The sequence below is a fragment of the Microbispora sp. ATCC PTA-5024 genome (assembly GCF_000511135.2).
GTDB lineage: Bacteria > Actinomycetota > Actinomycetes > Streptosporangiales > Streptosporangiaceae > Microbispora > Microbispora corallina.
Genome location: NZ_KI866525.1, coordinates 660,671 through 685,151 on the forward strand (window position 1 = coordinate 660,671; position 24,481 = coordinate 685,151).

Sequence of the window (24,481 nt, forward strand, 5' to 3'; positions counted from 1 at the left end):
CGGCCGGGCACGCCGCGCCGGGGGAGGCCGGGGCCGGCCCGCGGCCCGGCGAGATCTGGTGGGCGGACGTGCCGTTCGAGGACGGCCCCGGGTCCAAGGTGCGTCCCTGCCTCGTGCTCCGGACCCACCGCGGCGGGGCCGAGGTACTGAAGATCACCAGCCAGGACCAGAGCCATCGGTCCGACCACATCGAGATCCCCACCCGTGCCTGGGACCGCGACGCCGACCACAACAGCTTCCTCGACCTCACGGGCCCGATCCGGGTGCCCGCCGCCTCCTTCGACGACAGGGCGGGCACGCTGGACGCCCACATCTGGCAGCGGGTCTGCGAGCTCCACCGGATCCCCGTCCGCTGACCCCGCGGCCGCGGACCGGTTGCCTGGGGATGCCGCGCCCGCGTCCGCCGGCATGCGGAGCTGCGGGCCGGGCCAGTGCGAGCCTCCGGAGCCCGGCGCCTCAGCCCGGGCTACGGCGCGGGCGGGGTGCCAGGCCGGGGTAGGCGGGCGGCGATGCCGTCCAGGAGGCGGTCGAGACCGTAGGCGAACCGCTCGTCGACGTCGACGAGCTCCCGGCCGCCCTCGGTCGTCATGCGCAGCAGCATCGGATAGCGTCCGGTCGCGATCTGCGACCGGATGTACGGCAGCTGCGTCGTCATCCACTCCTGGAGGGTGAGACCGGTGCGCCGCAGCGCCTCGGCTTCGGCCAGCTCGCTCTGGACGAAGCCGTTCAGGTACGCGAAGACCCCGCCGACGATGGTCAGCATCTCGTCGACGCCCAGGCCGAGGCCGTCCAGCATGCCGAGCGCCGTCTCCATGAGCCGCAACCGCGCCGGGCTGGCCTGCTGCCGGCTCGCCGCGAGCGGCGCGAGCCAGGGATGGCGCAGCATGGTCCGCCTCGCCTGCCAGGCGAGATCGCGCAGATCGGTCGCCCACTCCCCCGTGATGGTCGTTTCGCCGGGCAGGTACTCGCCCACGACGAGGTCGATCATCAGCTCGATCACGTCGTCCTTGCCGGAGACGTACCGGTAGAGGGACATCGTCCCCGCCCCGAGCTCGCCCGCGAGCCGCCGCATGGAGATCGCGTCGAGGCCCTCCGCGTCGGCGATCTGGACGGCCACCTCGGCCAGGCGGGCGCGGCTGAAGCCCGGCCGCGGCCCCCGCGCGGGCCGCTCCGGCCGCATCCAGAGGTTCTCGCGACCTGTCATCGCCCTTCGTCCCGTCCCGGCACCGGTATTGCGTACACCGTACCGGGCGGGTTAGGGTCGAGGGCACAAACCGAGTACGTCGTACCCAGTTTTGTCACGCCCGGACGAGGGGACTTTCATGCCCGCGATCCTCGCCTCAGACGTCTTCACGCCTCCCGACGTCGGCCTGTTCGACTTCCCCCCGCTCTGGTCCGGCGCGCCGTACTGGCTGACGAAGCCGGTCGTGCTCGGCCTCGCGGGGGTGGCCGTGCTCTGCGTGCTCGCCTGGGCGGCGTTCGCCCGCCCCGCACTCGTCCCCCGCGGTCTGCAGAACGCCGGCGAGTACGGCTACCTGTTCGTCCGCGACCAGGTGGCCCGCCCGTTCCTGGGCGCGGACGCCGACCGGTGGATGCCCCTGCTGCTGAGCCTGTTCTTCCTGATCCTGCTGTGGAACCTGTTCGGGGTCGTCCCCGGGCTGCAGTTCCCGGTGAACGCGCGCATCTCGTTCCCGGTGGTGTTCGCCCTGGTCGTGTACGTCATCAAGATCTATCTGGGCGTGCGGCACCAGGGTCTCAAGGGCTACCTGACCGGCCTGATGTTCCCGCCCGGGCTGCCGAAGCCACTCGCCATCGCCCTGTTCGCCCCGCTCGAACTGCTGTACACGTTCGTCACCTCGCCGTTCACCCACGCCGTGCGGCTGTTCGCGAACATGTTCGCCGGACACCTGCTGCTGGCGTTCTTCAGCGCCGTCGGGTTCTGGTTCGTCGTCGAGCATCCGACTCTGCCGGGGGTGCCGGTCGGGATCCTGAGCGTGGTCATGGCCGTCCTGATGACGGGACTGGAGATCTTCATCCAGTTCCTCCAGGCGTTCCTGTTCACCATGCTCGCCGCCATGTTCATCGGCGGGTCCCTGCACCCCGACCACTGACGTACTCACCGCGTTCTGAGTACGCGCGCTCACGCGCCCGTCCGTGCCGTCCGCCGAGCATGGGTGCATGACCCAACCGGTGAAGACGACCACCACCACCGCGTTCTACGTTCAGTCCGTCATCTCGTTCGCGCTGTCGCTCGGCGCGCTGGCGGTCGCCATCGTGTACCTGCCCGTCACGGCGTGGGTGCGCGCGTTCCTCGCCCTCGGGCTGATGTACGTCGTCACCTCGGCGTTCACGCTCGCCAAGTGCGTGCGCGACCGCCACGAGGAGGAGTCCGTCGTCAGCCGGGTCGACCAGGCCAGGCTCGACAAGCTGCTGGCCGAGCACGACCCGTTCCGCGTCGACTGAGCCGTGAGCGGGGCGGGGGCCCGCTCACCGGCCGGATCCGCGGCGGATCTCCTCCAGCGAGCTCCGCATGAGGTCCGTCGCACGGGTGAACCAGTCGGCCAGCACGCCGACCTCGTCGGGGGTGTACTCGGCGAACAGGCCGGCGAGCCGCCCGTAGAACGGCTCGTACACGGCGGACACCCGCTCGGCCGCCGTCGGGTCGGCGACGACCCGCACGCGCCGCCGGTCGCCGGGGTCGGCCTGCCGGCGCGCGTAGCCGGCCTGTTCCAGCCGGTTGAGCACCCCCGTCACCGCGCCGGTGGTCAGGCCGGCCAGCTCGGCCAGCTCACCCGCCGTCAGCGGGTCGTCCGCGGCTCCCAGGACGTGACCGAGGCAGGTCAGGTCGGTGACGTTGAGGCCCAGCCGCTGGGCGATGTCCTGCTGGCCGACCAGGCTGAGCGCGATGAGCCGGTCCATCCCCGCCATCGCCTCCCGGACCGACGCCCGCGGCCGCGGTTTGCCCTCCACGCGCAATCTCCTTAGCATCTAAGATAATTAGTACGTGAGATAAGTATCGCACCGGAGCGAGGAGAACGATGAGCGCGCTGCATGACGACGTCGACCTGGGGCACACGGTCGCGGGATGGGTGGGGTGCGCCATCGCCCTCGCCGGATTCGCCGCGGCCGGGGCGGCCCTGTGCGCGGGCCGGCCGGCCGGGATCTGGCTGGGTGCCGGCCTGGTCGTGTTCGCCGGCCTGGCCACCTGGGCGTTGCACCTGGTGGGCTGGGGCAAGCCGAGCGGCGTCCGCCCGGCGGAGGAGTGGAACTGGCGGGTGCGGGACCCCATGACGGGCCACCGCGACTGCCTCGCCTGCCGGCTTGCGGGCCGGCGCACGACCGAGGCCGCGGAGACTGCGCAAACTGGGGAGTGCCTCGTCCCCGTTCCGGCCGGACGGTGAACGGAGGACAATATCGCCCGTGCTTCCCGACCTCCGCCGGTCCCAGGACACCGGGCTGGACTACTACCTCGTCCTGCCCGAGGACGGTCCCCACGGTTCACCCGCGTCGCGGGTGGAGGGGATCGTCGTCGAGGAGTTCGATCTGGCCGGCGACTTCACGACGACGGCCCTCAACGGCGCCGGATGGACCGCGGCGGACGGCGAGTGGTGGAGTTCCGCCGCCTTCAGCCGTGAGATGCGCCGCGAGCCCCGGTTGCGCTCCCGCATCGTCGCGGCACGCCGACAGGATGCCGAGGCGGCGTACCGCCGGCAGGGCGGCGGCGACCTGCCGGACGAGACCGGCCTGCGGGCCCGCTTCCGCGACCCCCAGCCGCTCCCGGTCGCCCCTCCCCTGCGGCTCGGCCCGGCGGACGTGCCCGAGGGCTTCCACGACAGGCGGGTCTACCGGCTGCTGTTCGCCGGCGAGCCGGACGACGGCTGCCCGGGACGCCTCCACGCCCTGTGGGGCATGACGCCCCCGGACGATCGCGCCGATCCGGGCGTGGCCGGCAGAGCCGGGCGCCGTACGGCCCGGGACGCGTTCACCTGGGATCTCCGCCGGATCGGCCCCGGCGTCGCCTGGTCGCTCGACCTGACGGCCTGTCTGGGCACGTCATCCGACGCGGCCCTCGGCCCCCTCCTGCGGGAGCTCACCACGACCATGCGTCACGAGGGCCTGATCCCGGTCACCGTCGAGCGCTTCTCCTGATGCGACCTCGCGTCAGCCGGTGAGGCCGGGGGGCTGCTCCTGCGCGAAGGTGATCACGATGTACCGGCCGTTGGCGTAGCTGACCACCGGCCGCTGAAGCATGTCCCCCACCCTGCGGGCGACGTTCTGGAACAGCTCCACCATGTCCGGAGTGTCGGCGCTCACCCTGAACCGCCCGTCCGTCTGGAGGTGGTGGGCGACCAGCGTGGAGAAGGTCGCCTCGGCCCGTGCCGCTTCGTCCCCGTCGAGAGGGGTGCGCCGGGGGGCGGGGTGGGTGCCGAGGGGCTGGGTCATCGCGGATCTCCTCCTGATCGCCGTCGGACCAGCATGCCACAGGCGGGGGGCGTCATCGGGCCGGCGGCCAGTTCCTGAGGACGGCGTCGAGGGCGTCCAGCGTCCTGGACCAGGAGGCGTCCACCTCGCGCGGGTGCCGGCGGAACCCGCCCGCCGTCTCCAGGCTCACGTACCCGTGGAACGTGCTGTGCAGCATCCGCACCGCATCCGTCTGATCGGGCTCCGGCAGCGCGTAGCCACGCAGGATGGCCCGCGTCATCTCGGCGTGCCGCCGTGCCGCGCTGGCGAGCGCCGTCTCCAGGTCGAGCTCGGTCTGCATCGCCGCGTACCTCCCCGGATGCCGTTTCGCGTAGCTCCGGTAGGCGTTGGCGAAGGACACCAGCGCGTCCTTGCCCGCGCGTCCGGCGAGCGCGGCGGCGGCGCCGTCCGCGAGCTCCGCCAGGGCCAGGACCGCCACCCTGACCCGTACGTCCTGGACGTCCTTGACGTGGGAGTACAGGGCCGCGGGCTTGACGCCGAACCGTCGCGCGAGCGCCGAGACGGTCACGTTGTGGAAGCCGATCTCGTCGGCCATATCCGCTGCCGCCTGGGTCACGAGTTCCGCGGTGAGCCCCGCACGCGCCATGCGCCACCCTCTCTTACTTACAGCTTTTAAGCAGTTGCCTACTAGCCTTAAGGAAGGCTAGCCTCCCCGGCCATGAGACCAGTAACCGAGCAGGACATCCGCACATCGTTCGTCAACTGTTCCAAAGGTGAGGCCAAACGGCTCGGTCTTCCCAGAGATCTCGCCGACCAGCCGTGGGACGACCTCGACTTCCTCGGCTGGCGAGATCCCGGGGCGCCCGGACGCGCCTACCTGGTCGCCGAACGCGACGGCTCCCTCGTCGGCCTCGCGCTCAGGGCGACGTCCGGGACGGCACGCGGCTTCACCGCGCGCAGCATGTGCTCGCTGTGCCTGACCACGCACACCAACGGCGGGGTGGCGCTGATGACGGCGCGCCGGACCGGTGACGCGGGCCGCCAGGGCAACTCGGTCGGGCAGTACCTGTGCACCGACTTCGCCTGCTCCCTCTACGCGCGCGGGAAGAAGGAGGCGGCGGGGGCCTCACCGGTCGACGAGTCCCTCACCGTGGAGGAGAAGGTGGCCCGTACCCGGGCGCATCTGTTCTCCTTCGTCGACAAGGTCGTCGCCTGACGAACGGGGATTCGCCGACGAGGCGCCGGCACCCCCGACCTCTGGGGTGGCGACGAGGTCACACGGCCCAGGAGACCGGTGCCGCCCGGCCGAATCGGAGCGCGCGCGGCGCCTCGAAGACGATCAACCTATCCGATGGGCGGACTGCTTTCTTCTGAGGAAAGTCCATGATACTTTCCTCAGAGGAAAGCAGTCCTATCGACCAGGGATGGCCCCCATGAACCCTCAGGACGCCCAGTCCTCGCTCGACGAGATCCGCCGCCTGGAGGGCAGGACCCGGCAGGTGCTGGTCAGCCAGAGGTTCGCCCGTCCCTACGTCCTGCTCGCGGCTCTTGGGCTCTTCGTCGGACTGGCCTCCCTTGACCTCGAAAACCCGTGGCGCTCCGCCGCCCTGCTGATCGGATTCGGGCTGTTCGTCGGAGTGGGAATCGTCCAGGAGCACCGCGCCCTCGTCCGAAGGAAGCCCACGGGCCCCGAATGGCTGTTCTGGACGGGGCTGTCGGCCGGGCTCATGCTGCTGTTCGGTGTCCTGCGGATCGCCGCCTGGGCGTGGTTCGGTCTCCCGGCACAGGGACTGCTGTCGCAGGGCACGGTCGCCGCCGCAGCGACGGCCGCGACGTATCTCGCGGTGACGCCCCTTGCTCGCCGGACCCTCACCACGGTCACCCGGCGCGAGGGCGGACGCGTCTGATGGACCCGCACTTCGACGAGTTCCTCCACGTCTCCGCACGGCTGTCGATCGTCGCCCTGCTGGCGCCGCCCGACTGGGTGGACTTCGGCTTCCTGCGGGACACGATCGGGACCAGCGATTCGGCGCTGTCCAAGCAGCTGTCGGCGCTGGCCGAGGCCGGGTACGTCACGCTCCGGAAGGATCAGCAAAGCCGGGCACGGCGCACCTACGTACAGCTCACCCCGCAAGGACGGCACGCATTCCAGAGGCACGCGGCGGCGCTGGAGAGGATCGTCGCAGCCGCCGGCGTCCACGAACAGAACAGCTAGCCCAGGTAGAAGTCCCTGCGCGCAGCCACGAACGCCTCCATCGTCTGGGCGGGCACGCCCGCCACACGTTCGACGTCGTCGGACGCGTCGTCGTAGCGGTTCTCTTCGTGCAGTCGGATCAAGATGGTGGCGAGGTGCTGTTCGATGTGCCGCGGCAGGCCTGCCGTGGCGAGCACCTCGGCCCGCCACCGGTCCAGCGGCACATCCACGTAAGACACCGGACGCTCCAATGCCTGTGAGACGTCCTCTGCCATCTCGGTCATATCGACCATGCGCGGCCGGGCAAGCTCGTACGCGTGCCCGACGCGCGGAGCCGGGTCGCGGAGCACGGTGGTGACCACCCGGGCGACGTCGTCAACGGCGACCGGCGCCGTGCGTCCGGTGCCGAACGGTAGTGTGATCGTGCCGTTCTCCTGGATCGACCGGGCCGCGAACTTGGTAACAGCGGATTCTCCAGGAAAACCGTCGGCCGGATGTGCACCACTGGCAGGCCCGACCATTCGAATACCTGCTCCGCCAGCCAGTGCAGCCGGTGCTGGTGCGACTCCGCCCTGCCGGTGCCGGTGGCGCTCATCTCCGACACCGCCATCTGTGACATGCCCACCAGAGCGTTCAACTCGCCGCGTTCCCGCGCCACGGTGGCCAGCACGGTCGCCGCCAGCAGATGGTCCGACGACACGGGCATCGCGAAGTACATCCGCCCGGCACCCTCCAGCGCGGCCGCGACGTTCTCGGGCCGGGTCACATCAACGCGGTCTCGGTCGTGATGAAGTCGACGTAACCGACGGGGGGCGTCACCCCGCGCGACAGCATCCAGTGGATGCGACCAGCTCCGGTCAGTGCGAGCGTCGCCCGGTAGCCCAGCTCGACGTCGCCCACATCGAAGCAGCCGGCCAAACCGTCAAGGTAGTCGCCGAGATGGCGGCCGAGCGTGGTCAGCGTCAGTGATGCGAGATCAGCGCCCACCGGGCCCACCCCGAACGTCGCCCAGTCCAGCGCCACAGTGTCGGCACCGTCGTCGGCAGCGATGAGGTTGCCACGGGAGAAGTCGCCATGCACGAGCACTCGAGGTACCGTCTCCAGCCGCTTCAGCAGCTCCCGGCGTCGTCGCCACAATGCCGGGATGTGCGGATGCACGTCCATGCCGGTCCAGTTCAGCTCACTGACCGCGATCCGCTGGACGAGTTGGTGCCCTGACAGCCACGGTACGTCGGGCACAACGGCGTTGGCCTGCCAGCGGCCGAGCTGGTGCGCGGCCACGTGTGGCGCTTGCAATGTGGTGCCGACGTCGGCGAGATAGATGATGTCGTCGATGACGCCGTAGCAGCGCGGGGCGGCCAGACCTGGCCTCTCTGGTACCAGTCCGCTGGCGTAGGCGAGAGGTTCCCGCCGCCAGTAGGCCCAGTGGCGGGGGTCGGCGGCACCGGCGGCGTGGCGTCCGGTGGTCACCGGTCGGCAGGCTTTGCGGATCACGGTGAAGGAGACCTGGTCGTGATCGAGCTGTGCCAGGCCCGACAGCCTGGTCACGGCGCCGGTGGCGGCCCCGGAACTGCCGGTGATCGGTTCACTTCGGCACCATACGAGCGAGCCTCCGGGGTGGCCCAGCACCGCATCCAGGACCGCTCGGGGAATGTGATCCTTCACTCTCGGCACGGCAGGCCACCAACTCGCTTGCGTGCCTTGCATTTTCTGCGTGGGCAGGCGGGGAAAGTAGGTCCGGACGGGCTGAGCAAGGAAGATCCAGACGGATCGGGCACGTAACGGGCACGGAAGATCGAAATGGTGCCGGAAAGATCGAGGCCCGGGTCGGGAAATGCTCCCTGAGCTGGGCCTTTTCGGTTGGAGTGGGTGACGGGAATCGAACCCGCTGTCACCCTACCGACAGGCCTGCCGTCGACCCACTGCGGAGCGGCAGCGGACCGGCGACGGAGAAGTGCAAGCCCGCGCGATCGAGCTGCTGTTATGCACCCCTACGTGCGAACGTAACCACCGTTGTCCACGGGTCCAGCCGAGACACGGGGAGACCCTCGTTTCCGCAGGCAGACGTACGGTTAGTGATCCACCTGCACGGTGTCGTGAAATTCACCGATCGATGTCATGCCTCCGCCGACCGGGGATACCGGGCGTCAAGAATGGTGGTGACGCGTCCGGAGTCGATGTCATACACGTGGCCGGAGACACTCACTTCGGGCGAGAGCATCGGCGACGCGAGAAGCCGCTCGACGTCGGTCCTCACGCTTGCCTGTGGGTCGGCGACCTCGGTGGCTCCCAGCGCCGCCTCGGATATGCCAGTCGCCTGAGCGGCCTCACGCCGAAAGGCGGGGTCGGCCAGAAAGCCCGTTCCGCATTGGGTGTGGTGGACGACAGCCACCTCGAAAAGCCTGTCGGGCATGCCGAACACCTTCTCGGCCAGGAAGGCGAGGTAGGCGATGTCGTCGATCACGGCCCGGGTGACGCGTCCGCCCGCGTTGCGGATGACGGGAGCGTCTCCGAGCCGAAGCCCGAGGACGATCGCGGGGTCGACTCGGTGGTCGAGGCAGGTGACGACAACCAGCTGGGCGGTCGGCGGGGCGAGCGGCATCGGGGTGCGGTCGCGGGCGAAGTGCTCGTTGCGTTCAAGCAGCAAGGTCATCCTGGTCACGGTGATGTCCGTTCTGGTTCAGGTGGTCGTCTCATCGTCATAGCGCTGCCGCGGCCACGGGCTGGAAGACCCGAGGTGCGCCGGGTGCCGCGGTGGCCTCCATGTCCGTCGGCCCTGTGCCGGCGATTGGTGGACACCGTCCACTTTAGCTCGACTGGTGGACACTGTCCACATTGCTATCGTGGCCGGGTGAGCGCGGGTCGACCAGCAGCGGGAAGACCCCCGGCAGGGCGACGGCGACCCCGGGGCGCGGTCCGCGACGGCCTGATCGCCGCAGGCCTCGAACTGGCCCGCACCGGCGGCCCCGACGCCGTGGTGCTTCGCGAAGCGACCCGGATCGTCGGCGTCGTGCCCAACGCCGCTTACCGCCACTTCGCGGACCGCGACGAACTCCTCGCCGCGGTCTGCGCCGCGGCCATGGGCGAGTTGGGCGACCGCATGGCCGCCGACGTCGCCCGCGTGCCCGGCGAGCGCGGCGACCCCACTGCGGCCCGCCACCGTCTCGGCGCGATCGGAGCGGCCTACCTCCATTTCGCGCACGAAGAACCAGGCCTGTTCGCAACCGCGTTCGCCCTGCCGCAGCAACACCCCTACAGCGCCACCGGCGACGGCGACGACACCAGCGGGCCGGACCGCAGCCCTCTCGGCCAACTCCGCACCGCACTGGACGAACTGGTCGACGCCGGCGTACTCGACCCCCGGCGCCGCGACGGCATCGAATATCCCATCTGGTCCGCCGTCCACGGGATGGCCGTCCTCACCGGAAAGGGCCCGCTACGCGACGTCCCCGGCTCCGACCGGCGCAGGCTGGAAGCACTCACCCTCGCCTTCATCAGCGACTGCCTCACATAGCGCTTCCTCATCTCATGAGGTTAGAGACGACGTTTAGGGATGTGCTGGTTGTTCGGCCGCGCTGATGAGGTGTGGTCCCCGGCGGATCAGAGACGGAACCGGTTGTGACCAATTCGGTTGGTCAACCCAGGATGCTGCTGGACCTGAACGTGCACCCGTCCTGACCTCCGCCGACAGGCGCGGTTTCCGTCAGGGCGTTCAGCGCACTGCCCGCGTCGGGCGCCCCGGGGACGGTGACGCCCCCGCCGCCGGCCCCCTCTGTTATCCCACCCGGGCCCGCCGCACCACTCATCACCAGGGCGATCCCCTGACCCGACGACGCCCCCGCGGCCGCGGCCCCCGCCGAGAAGAAGCTCACCAAGTCGGCTCTGCGGCAGGAGCCATCAGCGTGGCGAGAAGGCACCTCGCCGATCCCTGCATATGGGATGCCACCGGCCCCCGGGCGTTCGACCGCTCGGGGCTGGTCCAAATCGCCTGGCGCAAGGCCGGCGTCAAACTCCCGCGCACGACGTGGGAAATGCTCGACGCCGTGAAGAAGAAGGTCTCCCTCGCGCATCTCAAGCCGGGCGATCTCATCTTCACCAACGGCGGCGGCCACGTGGGCATGTACCTGGGGCACAAGAAGGTGATCAACGCTCCCCATTCGGGCGCGGTGTTCAGTGTCGACAGGCTGAAGGGCCACTGGAGGAGCAACTTCCTCACGGCCGTACGCCCCGGGGCCTGATTCCGTACGCCGGCGCCCTCTGCGGGAATGCCCTGACGCGCGCCGCCAGGGCATCCCCGTTCCGCTCTCCCGTCCGGTTCTGTGAACGTAGCCACAGTTACTTGACCGAACGTTCCAGATATCCGTACAGTCATGACATGGCTCGAGTCAGGGAGTTCGACACCGAGGCCGCACTGGAGGCGGCGATGTCCGCCTTCCGCCGGAGGGGATACGAGGGGACCTCGATCCAGGACCTGGTCGACGCCACGGGAATCGGGCGCGGATCGCTGTACGCGGCGTTCGGCAGCAAGGAAGGTCTCTACCTGGCGGTCATGGACCGCTACCGCGAGCAGTACGCGGTCCCGCTGATTGAACTTCTCGACAGCGGCGCGCCCGCCCGGGACCTGATCCGCGCCGTGCTTGTCGGTGTGGTGGACGAGGTCGTTCGCGACGGCGAGCGATTGTCCTGCCTCATCGTCAGCGCCACGACGGAGCGGCTGCCGCACGACCCCGAAGTCGCGAAGCGCGTGCGGGCGACGACCACGTCACTGGAGGACGCCCTGGTAGGGCTGATCGGGAAGGCCCAGAAGAGCGGCCAGGTGACACCCGACCGCGACGCGAGAGACCTGGCGCGCTTTCTCCTGACGACCGTCCACGGCCTGCGGGTCATGGGCGCGATCAACACCGATCGCGGATCGATGATGCGTGTTGTGGAGGTGGCCCTGGGCTGCCTCGACTGAGTTTTTGACGCCCTGAATATGTAACGATCATTCAAGATTATGTGGACGGCGAAGGCCGTCACCGCGGAAGGAGCGACCTTGGAGGACGACAGGCTTCGGCGTCTTGTGGACATCGAGGAGATCAAACAGCTCAAGGCCCGTTATTTCCGATACGTCGACACCAAGGATTGGGACGCCTGCCGTGAGGTCTTCACGGCCGACGCGCGCATCGACATCGGCGGCGTCAGGACAGTCGACGAGTTCATCTCCGTCACCCGCGCATGGCTCGGAGACGCCGTGTCGGTGCACAGCGGGTCCATGCCCGAGATAGAGATCAACGGCCCCGGCGAGGCCACCGGGATCTGGGGTATGCGCGACTACATCGTCTTCCCCGACAACGGCGGCGCCCCGACAGGAATGCGGGGTTATGGGCACTACCACGAGCGATACCGGCGGATCGACGGCCGCTGGCGCATCCACACCACGAGATTGACCCGCCTGCGGATCGACCCGTTCGAAGGCGGCCTTCCCTATGTATGAGCCCTCGGACACCTGTGCCGGCCCACGACTCCGGCACGAGGCCCGGACTCTGGAGGACGCATGAAGGCGGTAGGCGCCATGGCCTTCGGCGGCCCCGAGGTGCTCCAGGTCGTCGACGTTCCCGAACCACACGCGGGCACGGATGAAGTGCGCGTCCGCGTGCACGCCGCGGCGGTCAATCCGACGGACGCACTCATGCGCGCGGGCCTCACCTCTCTACGCGGCGTGCTGCCGCCGTACATCCCCGGTCAGGACGCGGCCGGAGTCGTGGACGAGATCGGGAAAGACGCCGTCACCGACCTGCGGACCGGCGACCGGGTGATGGCCATGGTCATGCCGAACGGACCGCGCGGCGGCGCATATGCCGAGTATGTGGTCCTGCCCGCGTCATGGGTGACGAGGGCGCCGGTCGGCACCGGCCACGCCGAGGCGTCGACCCTTCCGTTGAACGGTCTCACCGCCCGCCTGGCACTCGACCTACTGGCCCTGTCACCTGGACAGACCCTTGCGGTGACCGGTGCGGCGGGCGGGTTCGGCGGCTACATGGTCCAGTTGGCGAAGGCGGACGGCTTACGCGTCGTCGCCGACGCCTCACGGGCCGACGAGGACCTCGTCCGATCTCTGGGCGCGGATCTCGTCGTGCCCCGGGGAGACGACGTCGGCGCCCGCATCCGCCGGGCGGTACCCGAGGGCGTGGACGGGCTGGCCGACGGCGCGCTCAACGGGAGACCCGTGGTGACCGCGGTGCGGGACGGCGGGAGCGTCGCGGCCCTCCGCGGCATCCACTCTCTCGGCACCTCCGAGCGCGGCATCGCCTTCCACGCCGTCTACGTCCCCGATTATCGCGGTCGCCGGGACAAACTAGATCAATTGCGCGGCCTGGTGGACGCCGGAGCGATGACCCTGCGAGTCGCCGCCACGTTCGCCCCCGAGCAGGCCCCCGAGGCTCACCGCCTTCTTGAAGGCGGGGGCATCCGGGGACGACTCGTCCTCGAATTCTGAGGGCGCCCGCCGATCGTACCGGCGAAGCCGCGTGCCTCCGTTCTTCCGGCACGTTTCAGTACAACACCCGGACCGTAACCGCGTCCGGCGTCCACCATTGGGGGAAGCACATGAAGAAGATCGGCGTCGGCATTATCGGGGCGAGCCCGACAGGATGGGCGGCGATCAGCCACGTCCCCGCGCTCAAGGCCCTTCCTGACTACGAACTGCGCGCCATCAGCACCTCCCGCCGAGAGTCCGCCGAGCGTGCCGCGGCGGAATTCGGCGTCCCGGCGGCCTTCGACGACCACAGGGACCTGATCGCCCATCCAGATGTCGATCTGGTGGTGGTGGCGGTGAAGGTGACCCACCACCACGCGCTCGTCTCGGCGGCGCTGGAGGCCGGAAAGATGATCTACAGCGAATGGCCGTTGGGAGTGAATCTCCCTGAGGCGGCCGATCTGGCTGAGCGCGCCCGGGCGGCGGGCGTCCGGACCGTGATCGGGCTGCAGGCCCGCTTCTCCCCGGTGGTCCGTTACGCGCGCGACCTGGTCGCGGACGGTTACGTCGGCCGGGTGCTCGGCACGACGATGATCGGGTCCGGGCTTTCCTGGGGACCGGAGACGGACCGCGCCCACGCCTACATCTTCGACGCGGCCAACGGAGCGACACTCCTGACTGCGGCGGGCCTGCACGCCCTTGAGGCGCTCACCTTCACGCTGGGAGACTTCGCCCGTGTCTCGGCCAACCTCGTCAACGGCCGCAAGGAGGTCCAGGTGGTGGACGAGGGGATCACGATTCCAGTGACGACGGCCGACCAGTTGTCCGTCACGGGGACGTTGGGCAGCGGCGCGGCCGTTTCCTTCTTCTACCGCGGCGGTTTCTCGCGAGGGGACAACCTGCGTTGGGAGATCAACGGCACCGAGGGCGACCTCGTCCTGTCCGCGCCGGGCGCCAACGGGAACCTGCAGGTGGCGGACATGAGACTGGAAGGGGGCCGAGGCTCCGACACCGCCGTCGCCGAGCTCGCGGTGCCGGATCGCTACTTCGATCCGGCTCCCCGCGCCATGCCCGCGCTCCCACAGAACGTCGCGCAGACCTACGCGTTCTTCGCGAAGGATCTTCGCGAAGGCACCGGCACCGTCCCCGGTTTCGACTACGCCCTCGCCCGGCACCGGCTCGTCGACGCGATCGAGCGCGCGTCCCGGACGGGATCCGCCCAGTTTCCGGCGCGCCCCGCAGCAGCGGATCCAAGGTCTGCCGGTCGAAGGAAGTCAAGCTGACCAAGAGCCTCGCTGCGACATCGAGTGGCGAGTCGTCGCCTGGCTCGATCGTCAGCCATGGGACGGCGTCCGGATGACGCGGATCGGGTGAGATCCTCCCCTGCTCGTCCTCGAAGTAGACGGCGATCACATAGAGGACTTCCTCTGCCCCGAGGTCGGTGAGTATCCGGTGGTGACGATCAAGGATGATCTCGTACTCGTCTTCGGTCTCGGCATACCGCTTGGACTCGGGAAGACTGTGGAAGCGAACCCAGCGGTCAGCATGCCAGCCGCGGAGTTGATACGCGATCGGGCTTCTGCCCCGTGTTACTTCGTGTCGCTCCGGACCTACTGGAGCAAGCGCAGAACGGCAAAGTCTCCGATGAGGCGTTCATCGACTGCATCCGCACATCCCTGCCGTACGCCTGGGGCATGTCACGAGACTCGTCCCTGAACCCGAAGGTCATCCAAGCGCGTCTGGGGCACGCCACGATCGCTGAGACGATGGACACCTACGGCCACCTGTTCCCCGACGATGACGACCTGGGCAGAGGTGCCGTCGAAACCATGATCGCTGCGCTGCTGGCGGAACAGGACCGGAACAGCGGCACCTGACCTGCGCTCAGACCCTGGTCAGGGATGTGTAGGTGGACGAGCCGGCCTGTAGGCCGGGTTCTGTGGCCGACCGTGTGGCCGGCCGGCGGCCATCCATCTAGGACCGCCGTTGCCGGCGGCCTCAAGCGGTCTACCCGCGCGGCTCGGGCGGGCAGCCCTCGAACGTCGCGCGCGGGACGCTCCGGAGAGCATCCCTTCTTGACCTTGCTCCGGGTGGGGTTTACCGAGCCGCCCACGTCACCGTGGGCGCTGGTGGTCTCTTACACCACCGTTTCACCCTTACCCCCGCGAAGGGGGCGGTCTGCTTTCTGTGGCACTGTCCCGCGGGTCACCCCGGGTCGGCGTTACCGACCACCCTGCCCTGTGGAGCCCGGACCTTCCTCGGCGGGGCCGCAAGGCCCCGACGCGGCCGCCCGGCCGGCTCGTCCACCGTAATACAAAGCCTAGCGGCTCCCCGATCCCTTCCCGACGATCAGTCCTGGAGATGCGCGGTGTCGTTCAGAAGCCGTACGACGGCCGGGCCGTCGGCGTAGTAGTCGACGGCCGACAGGCAGGCGAGGTCGAGGTGCATGCGGTAGAGGGAGTCCAGGGGCGCTCCGAGCGCCGACCGGACGAGCATCTTGATCGGCGTGACGTGCGACACCACCACGACGCTCCTGCCCTCGTGGGCCCGGACGATCCGGTCCCTGGCCCGGTCGACCCGCAGGGCGGTGGCGGTGAAGCTCTCCCCGCCGGGCGGCGCGGCGTCCGGGTCGGCGAGCCAGGCGGCCAGCTGGTCGGGCCACCGCTGCTGGATCTCGGCGAACGTGTGTCCCTCCCACGCGCCGAAGTCGGTCTCGCGCAGATCCTCCTCGACGAGGACGGTCAGGCCGGTCCGGGCCGCCACCGCCTCGGCCGTCTGCCGGGCGCGCGTCAGCGGCGAGCTCACGATCGCCTCGATGTCGTACGGCTTGCGCGACAGGCGGAGGGCGGCTGCCTCGGCCTGCGACAGGCCGTTCGAGGTGAGGGCGGGGTCGCCGAGCCCGGAGAACCGCTTCTCGATCGACAGCGGGGTCTCGCCGTGCCGCAGGAGCAGCAGGGAGGTGGCCACCCGGGTGGCCCTGGGCATCCATCCGTGGCCGCGCCGGCCGCGGTCGGCGGTGTCCGCCGCGTCGGTGTTGGGCGGCTCCGCAGCCTCCGCGACCTCCGCCCCGCCCGCGGCCCGCGCGACCTCCGCCGCACCGGCGAGCTCCGCCGTCTTCACGGCTTCCGCGGCCCCGGGGACCTCCGTGGCGAACGCCTCCCCCGCGGCGGGACGGCCGGGCCCGGCAGAGCCGGTGACGGCAGCAGATCCCGCAGATCCCGTGGATCCGGTGACACCTGTGGCTTTCCAGGTCTCACCCCGGGCGGCCGCGTCCATGGCCTCGTTGGCCAGGCGGTCGGCGTGCGTGTTGCGCTCGCGCGGGATCCACGTCCACGTCACGCGCAGGCGACGGGCCAGTGCCGCGGCCTCCAGCGCGAGCGGCCGCAGCCCCTCGTGCTTCACCTTCCAGCGGCCCGCCATCTGCTCGATGACGAGCTTGGAGTCCATCCTGACCTCGACCTGCCCGCCCTCGCCGCCGAGCGCGAGCAGGGACTTCAGCCCGGCGATCAGCCCGCGGTACTCGGCCACGTTGTTGGTCGCGGTGCCGATGGATTCGGCGGCCTCGGCGAGGACGGTCCCGTCGGCGTCCTTGACCACGGCGCCGTACCCGGCGGGGCCGGGGTTGCCCCGCGAGCCCCCGTCGGCCTCGACGACGAACCGCGGCCCGGCCATCACAGCCCTGACTCGGGCGTGCGGACGAGGATCCGGCGGCACTCCTCGCACCGGACCACCTCGTCCGGCGCGGCGGCCCTGATGCGGTTGAGGTCGGCGATCGACAGGCTCGTACGGCAGCCGAGGCAGCGGCCGCCGTGGAGCATGGCCGCGCCGACGCCCGACTGCTCACGCAGCTTCTCGTACAGGCCGAGCAGGTCGGCCGGGACGTCGGCGACGAGGGTGGAGCGCCGGCCCTGGACCTCGGCGCCCTCCTTGTCGATCTCGGCGAACGAGGCGTCGCGGCGGTCCTCGGACTCGCGCAGGGCGGCGGTCACCGTGTCGCGGTCGGCCTTGAGGGTCGAGACGCGGGCGTCGGCGGCCTCCCGCCGTTCCATGATCTCGAGCACGACCTCCTCCAGGTCCGACTGCCGCCGGCGGAGGGAGACGATCTCGGACTGCAGGCTCGCCAGGTCCTTGGGCGAGGTGACCTGGCCGGAGTCGAGCCGCTTCTGGTCGCGGTCGACGCGGGTGCGGACGGCGTCGACGTCCGACTCGGCCTTGGCCTGGTCGCGGCCGAGGTCACCGGCCTCGGTCTCGGCGGCGATGATCTGCGTCGCCAGCTGCGCGAGCCGCTTCGACCGCTCCTCGACCTCGGCGAGCTCCGGCAGCGACCGGCGCCGGTGGCGGAGCCGGTCGGCAGCGGCGTCGAGCTCCGCCAGATCGAGCAGGCGCTTCTGTGCTTCGGGTGCGGCCTTCATCCCAATCCCTCAAGATGCTCGGGGGTCAAGTCGGTGATCGTCGCCGTCCAGGCGTCGGTGACGGCGTCCGAGACGCGCGCCTCAACAGTAGTGCCACCGGCGGCCAAGGCTGACGTCAGACGCCCGGCGGCGTCCGCGAGCCAGGGCCACTCGGTGGCCCAGTGGGACGCGTCGACCAGGGCGGGGCCGCCCTCGGCCTCCATGTGCTCGCTGGCGGGGTGGTGCCGCAGGTCGGCCGTCAGGTACACGTCCACGCCGGCGGCCCTGGCCGTGCCGAGCAGGGAGTCGCCCGCGCCCCCGCACACGGCGACGGAACGGACCGGGCGGCCGGGGTCGCCGGCGACCCGCAGCGGCCCTGCCGTCCGGGGCAGCCCTGCCGCGGCCCGCGCGGCGAACTCGCCGAGCGTGACCGGAGAGGCCAGGTCTCCCACGCGGCCGAGCCCGCGGCGCGGGTCGGCGGCGGACGGCTGGAGGGGGCGCAGCGGACCGGACAGGCCGACGGCCCGGGCCAGGGCGTCGGACACGCCGGGGTCGGCCACGTCGGCGTTGGTGTGGGCCGTGTAGAGGGCCACGTCGTTCCTGATCAGCCGGTGCACGACCCGGCCCTTGAACGTGGTCGCCGCGACGCTGGTGGTCCCCCGCAGGTAGAGCGGGTGGTGGGTGACGATCAGGTCGGCGCCCCAGGCGAGCGCCTCGTCCACCACGGCCGCGACCGGGTCGACCGCGAACAGCACCTTGCGCACGGGCTGCCCGGGCTCCCCGCAGACCAGGCCGACCGCGTCCCACGACTCGGCCCAGGAGGGGTCGTACAGCGCCTCCATGGAGGCGACGACCTCGGCGAGCGTGCTGGAGATCAATGCCACCCGCGCACCCTACAGCCTGGCGGCGGCACGTCCCGGGAAGGGTAACGTCCCCCTTGACGTCCCTCGGCAAGGAAGGACAGCCGACGTGCCCGTTGACCAGAGCCTGCACACCCACGCAGTCGTCGCCGACACCCACAACGACCTCCTCATGGCGGTATCCGCCCGGCCCCCGCACCTGTGGGCCTCGTTCTTCCGGGACCGATGGCTCCCCCAGCTGTCCGAGGGCGGGGTGGACGTGCAGGTGCTGCCGGTGTTCGTGGAGAGCCAGTTCAGGCCGGAGGGCGCGCTGCGCCAGACGCTGCGGATGATCGAGTGCGCCCACGTGCTGGCCGAGGGCAACCCGGACGCCGTGACCCTGTGCCGGGACGGCCAGGAGATCGACGAGGCCCTCGCGCTCGGCCGGATCGCGCTGGTCCTGGCGCTGGAGAGCATGCCGGGCATCGACGAGAGCGTGGAGCTGGTGCCGACCCTCCACCGGCTCGGCGTCCGGGTCGCGTCGATCGCCCACTGGGGCCGTACGGCTCTCGCGGACGGCAGCGGCCAGGACGGCACGGGCTCCCGGCTGACCAGCCACGGCGTGGAGGCGCTGCGGGAGATGGAGCGTCTCGGGATCGTGTTCGACGTGTCGCACCTGGGGGCCACCGGCGTGGCGCACGTGCTGGAGATCGCGACGCGGCCGGTCATCGCGACCCACTCGGCGGCCAGGGCGCTGCGCGACCACCACCGCAACCTCACCGACGAGCAGCTCCGGGGCGTGGCGGCGGGAGGCGGCGTGATCTGCGTGAACTTCCTCGCCGCGTTCCTCACCGAGGACGCCGGGGCCGCCACGCTCGACCACCTCGTGGACCACATCGAGCGCGTCGCCGAGGTCGCGGGCGTCGACCACGTGGGTCTCGGGCCCGACTTCATGCGGGAGGTCAACGAGGACCTCACCCCGCCCTGCTGCGAGGGCTTCAGCTACTCCGGCATCGACGCGAACGCCGCCATTCCCGGGCTGGAGGGCCCGCGCGGCCTGCCCATGGTGACCGAGGCGCTGCTGAAGCGCGGGTTCTCCGAGGAGGAGACGGTCAAGGTTCTCGGCTCGAACGTCATGCGGCTGTTCCGCGCCGAGCTGGGACGGCCCGGGTCGTGAACCTCGACGCGATGCTGGACGACCTCGAGGAGCTCGTGCTCTGCGAGTCGTACTCCTCGGACCACGAGGCGGTCGCGCGCAGCGCCCAGGTGGTGGGCGACCAGGGCCGCCGGCTGCTCGGGGCACGGCCCGAGACGATCGTCCTCGGCGGCGTGACGCACCTGCGGTGGTCGTTCGGCGCGCCGCGGGTCCTGCTGCTCGGCCACCACGACACGGTGTGGCCGGTCGGGTCGCTGCGCGACCACCCCTGGTCGGTGGTGGACGGGGTGGCGCGGGGCCCGGGGGTGTTCGACATGAAGGCGGGCCTCGTCCAGCTCTTCCACGCCGTCGCCTCGCTGCCCGACCCGGACGGCCTGACCGTCCTGGTCGTGGGCGACGAGGAGCTCGGCTCGCCGACCTCCCGGCCGCTGATCGAGGGGAGCGCCTCCGGCTGCGCCGCCGCCTTCGTCCTGGAGGCCAGCGCGGACGGCGGGGCGCTCAAGACCGCCCGCAAGGGCGTGTCCCGGTACGAGCTCACGGTCCACGGCCGGGCCGCCCACGCCGGCCTCGAACCCGAGCGCGGGGCCAACGCGGGGGTCGAGTTGGCCCACCAGGTGCTCGCGATCGCCGACATCGCCAACCGGATCGACTCGTCGTCGCGGGCCGGGCTCACCTCGGTCACGCCCACCATGCTGTCGGCGGGGACGAGCACCAACACCGTGCCCGCCGTGGGCCGCGTGGCCATCGACGTCCGGGTTCCCGACGCCGCCGCCCAGGAGCGGGTGGACGAGCTCATGCACGCCCTCACCCCCCGGACGCCCGGCACCCGCCTGGAGCTGAAGGGCGGGCCCAACCGGCCGCCGCTCGACCCCACGGCCTCCGCGGACCTGTTCGAGATCGCCACGCGGATCGCGGACGACCTCGGCTTGGGGCCGCTGCGCGGGGTCGCGGTCGGGGGCGGCTCGGACGGCAACTTCACGGCCGGGGTCGGCTGCCCCACCCTCGACGGCCTGGGCGCGGTCGGCGGCGGCGCCCACGCGGCCGGCGAGCACGTCGTGGTCGCGCAGATGCCCGTCCGGGCCCATCTGGTCGCCGCGCTCGCGTCCCACATCCTGTCGGCCGGCGGCGGCCGGCCATGACCCCCGGCGAGCAGGCCCGGGTGGCGGCGGAGCGGTGCGGGGTGACCGTCCGCGAGGTCGGCACGATCGCCGAGTTCCTCCTCCTGCACCGCCTTTTCAACGAGATCTGGCGCCCCGACCCGTCCAATGCGCCGGCGACCGTCGAGCTGATGCGGGCGCTCTCCCATGCCGGGAACTACGTCGCCGCGGCGTTCGAGGGCGACCGGGTCGTGGGCGCGTCCGTGGCCTTCCTCGCCGCCCCGGCGGGCGAGGTCCTCCACTCCCATGTCACCGGGGCCGTCAGACGCGGGGTCGGCCACGCGCTGAAGCTCCACCAGCGGGCCTGGGCCGTCGCCCGCGGCCTGACCCGGATCACCTGGACCTACGACCCCCTCGTACGGCGCAACGCCTACTTCAACCTGGCCAAGCTGGGCGCCCTCCCGGAGGAGTACCTGCCCGAGTTCTACGGGCCGATGGCCGACGCGCTGAACGCGGGCGACGAGTCCGACCGGGTCCTCGCGGTGTGGCGGCTCGGCCTGCCGCACGTGGGCGAGGCCTGCTCGGGTCGGCCGTTCCGGCCGGAGGTCCCGGACGGCGCGGTCGCCGGGCTCGCCGCCCGGGACGGTCGCCCGGTGCGGGGCGGGACCGACGGGCCGGCCGTCCTCGTGGCCCTGCCCGAGGACGTCGAGGCCCTCCGCCGCGGCGACCCGGGTACGGCCAAGGCGTGGCGGCACGCCGTACGGGAGGTGCTGGGCGGCCTGATGGCGTCCGGGGCCCGGGTGACCGGCTACGCCGAGGGCGGCTACGTGGTGGAACCGCCGCGCTGAACCGCTCGGCGTCCCCGGCGTGGCCCGCGGTTACGTGGTCGTGCCGGCGCGGGAGAGGTAGTCCTCCCTGACGGCCGAGCGGGACAGCTTGCCGGTCGGGGTCCGGGGCAGCTCGTCCCGGAACTCGATCATCCGGGGGTGCTTGAACCGGGCCAGCCGGGGGCCGAGGTGCTCCAGCAACTCCCCGGCCGTCACCGGCGCTCCCGGGCCGGCCTGCCGCTGAACGAGGGCCACCACGCGATGCCCCCACTCCTCGTCGGGCACGCCGATCACGGCCGCGTCCGCGACACCCGGGTGGCCGAGGAGGGCGGCCTCGACCTCGGCCGGGTAGACGTTCACCCCGCCCGAGACGATGAGGTCGGTGCGGCGGTCGCAGAGGAACAGGTAGCCGTCCTCGTCGAGGTAGCCGACGTCGCCCGGGGCGTACCAGTCGCCGCGCATGCTGGCCGCGGTCTTGGCGGCGTCCTTGCGGTACTCGAAGCGGTTGGTGCCCGACCGGACGTACACCATGCCGGGCTCGCCCGGGGGGAGCTCCTCGCCGTCGTCGCCGAGGATCCGCGCCTCGAACGTGGGCACCGGCCTGCCCACGGTGCCGGGGCGGTCGAGCCACTCCCGCGGCTTCACGGCGAACGCGATTGCCGACTCGGTCGAGCCGTAGTACTCGTACAGCACCGGCCCCCACCACTCCATGAGCTCCCGCTTGACCGCGGGCGGGCAGGCGGCGCCGGTGTGCATGACCTGCTTCAGCGACGACACGTCGTACCGCTCGCGGACCTCCCGCGGGAGCCGCAGCATCCGGTGGAACATCGTCGGGACCATCATCGCGTTCGTGACCCGGTGGCGGTCGACGAGCTCAAGGATGTTCTCCGGCTCGAAGCGCGGGGCGATCACGAGTGTGTGCCCCAGGTTGAGGGCGAAGCTCACGTGGGCGCAGGGCGCGGAGTGGTAGATGGGCGAGGTGACCAGGTGGACCCCGTCGCCCGGCTCCAGGTCGCACACCTCGCGCAGGAACCAGGTGTACAGCGGCACGATCTCCTCCGGCGCACGGCCGGGGAGCGGCCGCTGGACGCCCTTGGGGAAGCCGGTGGTGCCGGAGGTGTACCACATGACCGATCCGGCCGACCGGTCGGGGGGCTCGCCGACCGGTCTGTCCTGTGCCAGGGGTGCGGTACCCTCGACGACGACGTCCACCCCCGCGTCCGCGCAGGCCGCCCGCACGCCATCGGCGAAGGCAGGCCCGTGGACCACGAGCCGGGCGTCGCAGTCCTTCAAGATGTATGCGATCTCCGGCGACGTCAGGTGCCAGTTGACGGGCACGTAGTAGAGCCCGATCTGCCCTGTGGCCAGCAGCATGACCACCGCGTCGAGGCCGTTGGGCAGCACCCCGGCGACCACGTCGCCCCTGCGCAGGCCGCGCGCCCGGAGACCGTGGGAGACCTGGTTCACCAGGGCGCTCAGCTCGCCGTACGACATCTGCGAGCCGTCGCCGTCGACCAGGGCCCTGCGGTCCGGGTGCCGGCGGGCGATCGCGTAGAAGCCGGGCGGCATGCCGGTCACGGGCATGGCGCACCTCCCAGAGGCCGGAAGCGGCTGGCGACTCACTCTAACCAGCCTGCCACCCGCCGTACAGAGCATTGCTCTGGATGGGATTTGTCTAGGTTTAGTGGGGAATCTCCTGAAATTGGCTGCGGGTTGACCTAGTGTGATCGTCTGATTGCCGGGGGGAATCAGGTGAGCTTGTGGCACGGATGGTCCGTCAGGGTCCGCCTGACGGTCATCGCCAGTGCGGTGATGGCCGTGCTCTGCGTGGCCGCCTCTGTCTTCGTGCTGTCCGCCGTCCGGGGGACGGCCGAGAAGTACAAGACCGAGGAGACCATGGGCACCGCCATCCGGATCGCGTACCAGGCCGGGCGCGACCGGCTGGCGCCGATCATGCTGGACGAGCGGCTGCCCGGCGTCCAGGTCGTCGCCGCCGACGGCCGGATCGTGTCGACCAACGCCGCCCTCGTCGGACGTCCCCGTATCGCGGCCTTCCGGCCGAGCCCGGTGGCGCCGCAGGCCACCAGGATCCTGTGCCACTCCCCCGCGTTCCCCGACCGCTGCATGATCGTGGCGGCGTTCCGCTACCAGCGCGGCGACGAGATGTGGACGGTGTACGCCGCCGACGACGAGGTGCCGTGGCACGTCAGCACCCCGCTGGTCGCGGGTCTCCTGGCGGGGTCTCTGCTCCTCGTGTGGCTGACGGCGTTCGGGACGTACCAGACCGTGCGCAAGGCCCTGGCCCCGGTCGACGCGATCACCGACACACTCGGCGTGATCACGGCGACCGACCTCAGCCAGCGCGTGCCCGTCCCGAAGTACCGCGACGAGATCCGGCGGCTGGCCGAGACGGCCAACCAGACCCTCAACCGGGCGGAGATGGCGGTCGAGCAGCAGCGCAGGTTCGCCTCGGACGCCTCCCACGACCTGCGCAGCCCGCTCACGGCGATGCGGACGGAGATCGAGGCGGCGCTGCTCGACCCCCACCAGACCGACTGGCCGCAGACCGCGGAAGCGCTCCTCGACAGCCTGGAACGGCTGCAGGCGCTCGTCACCGACCTGCTCCAGATCGCCCGGCTCGACGCGGGACAGCCGCCCCGGATGGAGCCGACGGACCTCGGCGACCTGGCCGCCCGCGAGCTCGACCGGCGGCAGCGCAAGGTGGAGGTGCTGCGCGATCTCAAGGACGGGGTGGTCGTCGTCGGCGACCGGCTGAGCCTCGCCCGCCTGCTCAACAACCTCCTCGACAACGGCGAGCGGCACGCCGAGTCGGCGCTCAAGGTCACCGTCTACCGCGAGAACGGCACGGGGATCATGGAGGTTCTCGACGACGGCGCGGGCATCGCCCCGGAGAAGCGCGAGCTGGTGTTCCAGCGGTTCACCCGGCTGGACGCCGCGCGCAGCAGGGACGCCGGCGGGACCGGCCTCGGCCTGTCCATCGCCCGCCAGATCGCCGAGACCCACGGCGGCACGCTGGCCATCGAGGACAGCCCGCGCGGCGCCCGGTTCGTGCTCCGCCTCCCGGCCGTCGACGAGGA

The 24,481-nt window shown here is 71.1% G+C and carries 30 protein-coding genes, 1 other RNA gene and 1 pseudogene; 19 read left to right on the forward strand and 13 right to left on the reverse strand.

All coding sequences use genetic code 11. From position 1 onward, the window contains the following. Nucleotides 1-356 (forward strand): type II toxin-antitoxin system PemK/MazF family toxin (locus tag MPTA5024_RS28925; RefSeq protein ID WP_198167444.1); only part of this gene is annotated, 356 nt, incomplete at its 5' end. A gap of 110 nt (nt 357-466) precedes the next feature. On the opposite strand, the gene MPTA5024_RS28930 is transcribed toward MPTA5024_RS28925, so the two are convergent. Next, entirely contained in the window at nt 467-1,204 is a 738-nt protein-coding gene (locus MPTA5024_RS28930) for a TetR/AcrR family transcriptional regulator (protein ID WP_063794797.1), read from the reverse strand. A gap of 118 nt (nt 1,205-1,322) precedes the next feature. Here MPTA5024_RS28930 and atpB point away from each other — a divergent pair, with 118 nt between their 5' ends. Both atpB and MPTA5024_RS28940 read left to right on the forward strand, forming a co-directional pair. Further along, nucleotides 1,323-2,111: a F0F1 ATP synthase subunit A gene (atpB, locus tag MPTA5024_RS28935; protein ID WP_036330316.1), complete on the forward strand. Its 789-nt coding sequence runs from the start codon at nt 1,323-1,325 to the stop codon at nt 2,109-2,111. Between the two features lie 67 nt (nt 2,112-2,178). Beyond that, complete coding sequence (locus MPTA5024_RS28940) at nt 2,179-2,463, forward strand: YiaA/YiaB family inner membrane protein (RefSeq protein WP_036330317.1); 285 nt, start codon at nt 2,179-2,181, stop codon at nt 2,461-2,463. Between the two features lie 24 nt (nt 2,464-2,487). On the opposite strand, the gene MPTA5024_RS44385 is transcribed toward MPTA5024_RS28940, so the two are convergent. Next, nucleotides 2,488-2,970 (reverse strand): MarR family transcriptional regulator, encoded by a 483-nt coding sequence (locus MPTA5024_RS44385; RefSeq protein WP_269750640.1) that lies wholly within the window; start codon nt 2,968-2,970, stop codon nt 2,488-2,490. A 68-nt stretch (nt 2,971-3,038) separates the two neighbouring features. On the opposite strand from MPTA5024_RS44385, the gene MPTA5024_RS28950 reads away from it, so the two are divergent. Then, nucleotides 3,039-3,401: an HGxxPAAW family protein gene (locus MPTA5024_RS28950; protein ID WP_036330320.1), complete on the forward strand. Its 363-nt coding sequence runs from the start codon at nt 3,039-3,041 to the stop codon at nt 3,399-3,401. Between the two features lie 19 nt (nt 3,402-3,420). After that, on the forward strand, nt 3,421-4,149 hold the full coding sequence (locus MPTA5024_RS44390) for a hypothetical protein (protein WP_051458801.1): 729 nt from the start codon (nt 3,421-3,423) through the stop codon (nt 4,147-4,149). A gap of 12 nt (nt 4,150-4,161) precedes the next feature. On the opposite strand, the gene MPTA5024_RS28960 is transcribed toward MPTA5024_RS44390, so the two are convergent. Together MPTA5024_RS28960 and MPTA5024_RS28965 are read right to left on the reverse strand one after the other, a co-directional pair. Beyond that, the gene (locus MPTA5024_RS28960) at nt 4,162-4,443 is read right to left on the reverse strand and encodes a hypothetical protein (RefSeq protein WP_036330321.1); all 282 of its coding nucleotides are present in this window, start codon (nt 4,441-4,443) and stop codon (nt 4,162-4,164) included. Between the two features lie 52 nt (nt 4,444-4,495). Beyond that, the gene (locus MPTA5024_RS28965; protein ID WP_036330323.1) at nt 4,496-5,068 is read right to left on the reverse strand and encodes a TetR/AcrR family transcriptional regulator; all 573 of its coding nucleotides are present in this window, start codon (nt 5,066-5,068) and stop codon (nt 4,496-4,498) included. A gap of 72 nt (nt 5,069-5,140) precedes the next feature. Between MPTA5024_RS28965 and MPTA5024_RS28970 the strand changes: the two genes are divergently transcribed. From MPTA5024_RS28970 to MPTA5024_RS28980, 3 genes are all read left to right on the forward strand, one after another. Continuing rightward, nucleotides 5,141-5,638 carry an FBP domain-containing protein gene (locus MPTA5024_RS28970; RefSeq protein WP_036330325.1) on the forward strand — a complete coding sequence of 166 codons (498 nt, stop codon included), beginning with the start codon at nt 5,141-5,143 and terminating at the stop codon, nt 5,636-5,638. Between the two features lie 217 nt (nt 5,639-5,855). Next, the gene (locus MPTA5024_RS28975; RefSeq protein ID WP_055725788.1) at nt 5,856-6,329 is read left to right on the forward strand and encodes a hypothetical protein; all 474 of its coding nucleotides are present in this window, start codon (nt 5,856-5,858) and stop codon (nt 6,327-6,329) included. Further along, nucleotides 6,329-6,637: a winged helix-turn-helix domain-containing protein gene (locus tag MPTA5024_RS28980; protein WP_036330327.1), complete on the forward strand. Its 309-nt coding sequence runs from the start codon at nt 6,329-6,331 to the stop codon at nt 6,635-6,637. Before MPTA5024_RS28975 ends, MPTA5024_RS28980 begins: the two co-directional genes overlap by 1 nt. Here MPTA5024_RS28980 and MPTA5024_RS40170 read toward each other — a convergent pair. The 3 genes from MPTA5024_RS40170 to MPTA5024_RS28995 form a co-directional block, all read right to left on the reverse strand. Next, nucleotides 6,634-7,137: a hypothetical protein gene (locus MPTA5024_RS40170; protein WP_198167445.1), complete on the reverse strand. Its 504-nt coding sequence runs from the start codon at nt 7,135-7,137 to the stop codon at nt 6,634-6,636. The genes MPTA5024_RS28980 and MPTA5024_RS40170 overlap by 4 nt on opposite strands. 241 nt (nt 7,138-7,378) lie before the next feature. Next, on the reverse strand, nt 7,379-8,281 hold the full coding sequence (locus MPTA5024_RS28990) for a phosphotransferase (protein ID WP_198167446.1): 903 nt from the start codon (nt 8,279-8,281) through the stop codon (nt 7,379-7,381). Nucleotides 8,282-8,732: 451 nt separating this feature from the next. Beyond that, the gene (locus MPTA5024_RS28995) at nt 8,733-9,269 is read right to left on the reverse strand and encodes a carbonic anhydrase (protein ID WP_198167447.1); all 537 of its coding nucleotides are present in this window, start codon (nt 9,267-9,269) and stop codon (nt 8,733-8,735) included. Nucleotides 9,270-9,626: 357 nt separating this feature from the next. Between MPTA5024_RS28995 and MPTA5024_RS29000 the strand changes: the two genes are divergently transcribed. From MPTA5024_RS29000 to MPTA5024_RS29030, 6 genes are all read left to right on the forward strand, one after another. Further along, nucleotides 9,627-10,130 (forward strand): TetR/AcrR family transcriptional regulator, encoded by a 504-nt coding sequence (locus tag MPTA5024_RS29000; protein WP_232326689.1) that lies wholly within the window; start codon nt 9,627-9,629, stop codon nt 10,128-10,130. Between the two features lie 388 nt (nt 10,131-10,518). After that, a complete protein-coding gene (locus MPTA5024_RS42745) occupies nt 10,519-10,854 on the forward strand; it encodes a C40 family peptidase (protein WP_198167448.1) in 336 nt (111 codons plus the stop codon). 101 nt (nt 10,855-10,955) lie between these two features. Continuing rightward, nucleotides 10,956-11,573 carry a TetR/AcrR family transcriptional regulator gene (locus tag MPTA5024_RS29015; protein WP_198167449.1) on the forward strand — a complete coding sequence of 206 codons (618 nt, stop codon included), beginning with the start codon at nt 10,956-10,958 and terminating at the stop codon, nt 11,571-11,573. Nucleotides 11,574-11,651: 78 nt separating this feature from the next. Further along, nucleotides 11,652-12,092 (forward strand): nuclear transport factor 2 family protein, encoded by a 441-nt coding sequence (locus MPTA5024_RS29020; RefSeq protein ID WP_036330919.1) that lies wholly within the window; start codon nt 11,652-11,654, stop codon nt 12,090-12,092. A 60-nt stretch (nt 12,093-12,152) separates the two neighbouring features. Beyond that, entirely contained in the window at nt 12,153-13,094 is a 942-nt protein-coding gene (locus MPTA5024_RS29025; protein WP_036330338.1) for an NADP-dependent oxidoreductase, read from the forward strand. 110 nt (nt 13,095-13,204) lie between these two features. Further along, entirely contained in the window at nt 13,205-14,356 is a 1,152-nt protein-coding gene (locus MPTA5024_RS29030) for a Gfo/Idh/MocA family protein (protein WP_051458805.1), read from the forward strand. 7 nt (nt 14,357-14,363) lie between these two features. On the opposite strand, the pseudogene MPTA5024_RS44745 reads toward MPTA5024_RS29030, so the two are convergent. Beyond that, a pseudogene (locus MPTA5024_RS44745) lies at nt 14,364-14,645 on the reverse strand (DUF3885 domain-containing protein); the annotation flags it as partial. A 14-nt stretch (nt 14,646-14,659) separates the two neighbouring features. Here MPTA5024_RS44745 and MPTA5024_RS29035 point away from each other — a divergent pair. Beyond that, a complete protein-coding gene (locus MPTA5024_RS29035) occupies nt 14,660-14,950 on the forward strand; it encodes a hypothetical protein (RefSeq protein WP_036330341.1) in 291 nt (96 codons plus the stop codon). A gap of 33 nt (nt 14,951-14,983) precedes the next feature. Here MPTA5024_RS29035 and rnpB read toward each other — a convergent pair. From rnpB to MPTA5024_RS29050, 4 genes are all read right to left on the reverse strand, one after another. Next, nucleotides 14,984-15,375, reverse strand: an RNA gene (gene rnpB / locus MPTA5024_RS30725) — RNase P RNA component class A. Nucleotides 15,376-15,422: 47 nt separating this feature from the next. Next, complete coding sequence (locus MPTA5024_RS29040) at nt 15,423-16,745, reverse strand: bifunctional RNase H/acid phosphatase (RefSeq protein ID WP_036330343.1); 1,323 nt, start codon at nt 16,743-16,745, stop codon at nt 15,423-15,425. Beyond that, the gene (locus MPTA5024_RS29045) at nt 16,745-17,485 is read right to left on the reverse strand and encodes a zinc ribbon domain-containing protein (RefSeq protein WP_036330345.1); all 741 of its coding nucleotides are present in this window, start codon (nt 17,483-17,485) and stop codon (nt 16,745-16,747) included. Before MPTA5024_RS29045 ends, MPTA5024_RS29040 begins: the two co-directional genes overlap by 1 nt. Continuing rightward, nucleotides 17,482-18,348 carry a Nif3-like dinuclear metal center hexameric protein gene (locus tag MPTA5024_RS29050; RefSeq protein WP_157099782.1) on the reverse strand — a complete coding sequence of 289 codons (867 nt, stop codon included), beginning with the start codon at nt 18,346-18,348 and terminating at the stop codon, nt 17,482-17,484. The genes MPTA5024_RS29045 and MPTA5024_RS29050 overlap by 4 nt, the downstream gene beginning before the upstream one ends. Before the next feature lie 85 nt (nt 18,349-18,433). On the opposite strand from MPTA5024_RS29050, the gene MPTA5024_RS29055 reads away from it, so the two are divergent. From MPTA5024_RS29055 to MPTA5024_RS29065, 3 genes are read left to right on the forward strand one after another with little or no spacing between them, the layout of a single operon-like run. Then, complete coding sequence (locus MPTA5024_RS29055) at nt 18,434-19,480, forward strand: dipeptidase (protein ID WP_232326690.1); 1,047 nt, start codon at nt 18,434-18,436, stop codon at nt 19,478-19,480. An 11-nt stretch (nt 19,481-19,491) separates the two neighbouring features. Beyond that, a complete protein-coding gene (locus MPTA5024_RS29060) occupies nt 19,492-20,598 on the forward strand; it encodes a M20/M25/M40 family metallo-hydrolase (protein ID WP_036330923.1) in 1,107 nt (368 codons plus the stop codon). Continuing rightward, complete coding sequence (locus tag MPTA5024_RS29065; protein WP_036330346.1) at nt 20,595-21,404, forward strand: hypothetical protein; 810 nt, start codon at nt 20,595-20,597, stop codon at nt 21,402-21,404. Before MPTA5024_RS29060 ends, MPTA5024_RS29065 begins: the two co-directional genes overlap by 4 nt. Before the next feature lie 30 nt (nt 21,405-21,434). On the opposite strand, the gene MPTA5024_RS29070 is transcribed toward MPTA5024_RS29065, so the two are convergent. Continuing rightward, nucleotides 21,435-22,967 carry an AMP-binding protein gene (locus MPTA5024_RS29070; RefSeq protein WP_036330347.1) on the reverse strand — a complete coding sequence of 511 codons (1,533 nt, stop codon included), beginning with the start codon at nt 22,965-22,967 and terminating at the stop codon, nt 21,435-21,437. Between the two features lie 168 nt (nt 22,968-23,135). Between MPTA5024_RS29070 and MPTA5024_RS29075 the strand changes: the two genes are divergently transcribed. After that, nucleotides 23,136-24,481: sensor histidine kinase (locus MPTA5024_RS29075; protein WP_063794798.1), on the forward strand; the 1,346-nt coding region annotated here is incomplete at its 3' end.

What these genes read in the sequence shown, in the direction of transcription:
- MPTA5024_RS28930 (WP_063794797.1), bottom strand. Translation starts at nt 1,204, where the DNA reads ATGACAGGTCGCGAGAACCTCTGGATGCGGCCGGAGCGGCCCGCGCGG.
- atpB (WP_036330316.1), top strand. Translation starts at nt 1,323, where the DNA reads ATGCCCGCGATCCTCGCCTCAGACGTCTTCACGCCTCCCGACGTCGGC.
- MPTA5024_RS28940 (WP_036330317.1), top strand. Translation starts at nt 2,179, where the DNA reads ATGACCCAACCGGTGAAGACGACCACCACCACCGCGTTCTACGTTCAG.
- MPTA5024_RS28950 (WP_036330320.1), top strand. Translation starts at nt 3,039, where the DNA reads ATGAGCGCGCTGCATGACGACGTCGACCTGGGGCACACGGTCGCGGGA.
- MPTA5024_RS28960 (WP_036330321.1), bottom strand. Translation starts at nt 4,443, where the DNA reads ATGACCCAGCCCCTCGGCACCCACCCCGCCCCCCGGCGCACCCCTCTC.
- MPTA5024_RS28965 (WP_036330323.1), bottom strand. Translation starts at nt 5,068, where the DNA reads ATGGCGCGTGCGGGGCTCACCGCGGAACTCGTGACCCAGGCGGCAGCG.
- MPTA5024_RS28970 (WP_036330325.1), top strand. Translation starts at nt 5,141, where the DNA reads ATGAGACCAGTAACCGAGCAGGACATCCGCACATCGTTCGTCAACTGT.
- MPTA5024_RS28975 (WP_055725788.1), top strand. Translation starts at nt 5,856, where the DNA reads ATGAACCCTCAGGACGCCCAGTCCTCGCTCGACGAGATCCGCCGCCTG.
- MPTA5024_RS28980 (WP_036330327.1), top strand. Translation starts at nt 6,329, where the DNA reads ATGGACCCGCACTTCGACGAGTTCCTCCACGTCTCCGCACGGCTGTCG.
- MPTA5024_RS40170 (WP_198167445.1), bottom strand. Translation starts at nt 7,137, where the DNA reads ATGGTCGGGCCTGCCAGTGGTGCACATCCGGCCGACGGTTTTCCTGGA.
- MPTA5024_RS28995 (WP_198167447.1), bottom strand. Translation starts at nt 9,269, where the DNA reads ATGACCTTGCTGCTTGAACGCAACGAGCACTTCGCCCGCGACCGCACC.
- MPTA5024_RS29025 (WP_036330338.1), top strand. Translation starts at nt 12,153, where the DNA reads ATGAAGGCGGTAGGCGCCATGGCCTTCGGCGGCCCCGAGGTGCTCCAG.
- MPTA5024_RS29030 (WP_051458805.1), top strand. Translation starts at nt 13,205, where the DNA reads ATGAAGAAGATCGGCGTCGGCATTATCGGGGCGAGCCCGACAGGATGG.
- MPTA5024_RS29040 (WP_036330343.1), bottom strand. Translation starts at nt 16,745, where the DNA reads ATGGCCGGGCCGCGGTTCGTCGTCGAGGCCGACGGGGGCTCGCGGGGC.
- MPTA5024_RS29045 (WP_036330345.1), bottom strand. Translation starts at nt 17,485, where the DNA reads ATGAAGGCCGCACCCGAAGCACAGAAGCGCCTGCTCGATCTGGCGGAG.
- MPTA5024_RS29060 (WP_036330923.1), top strand. Translation starts at nt 19,492, where the DNA reads ATGCTGGACGACCTCGAGGAGCTCGTGCTCTGCGAGTCGTACTCCTCG.
- MPTA5024_RS29065 (WP_036330346.1), top strand. Translation starts at nt 20,595, where the DNA reads ATGACCCCCGGCGAGCAGGCCCGGGTGGCGGCGGAGCGGTGCGGGGTG.
- MPTA5024_RS29070 (WP_036330347.1), bottom strand. Translation starts at nt 22,967, where the DNA reads ATGCCCGTGACCGGCATGCCGCCCGGCTTCTACGCGATCGCCCGCCGG.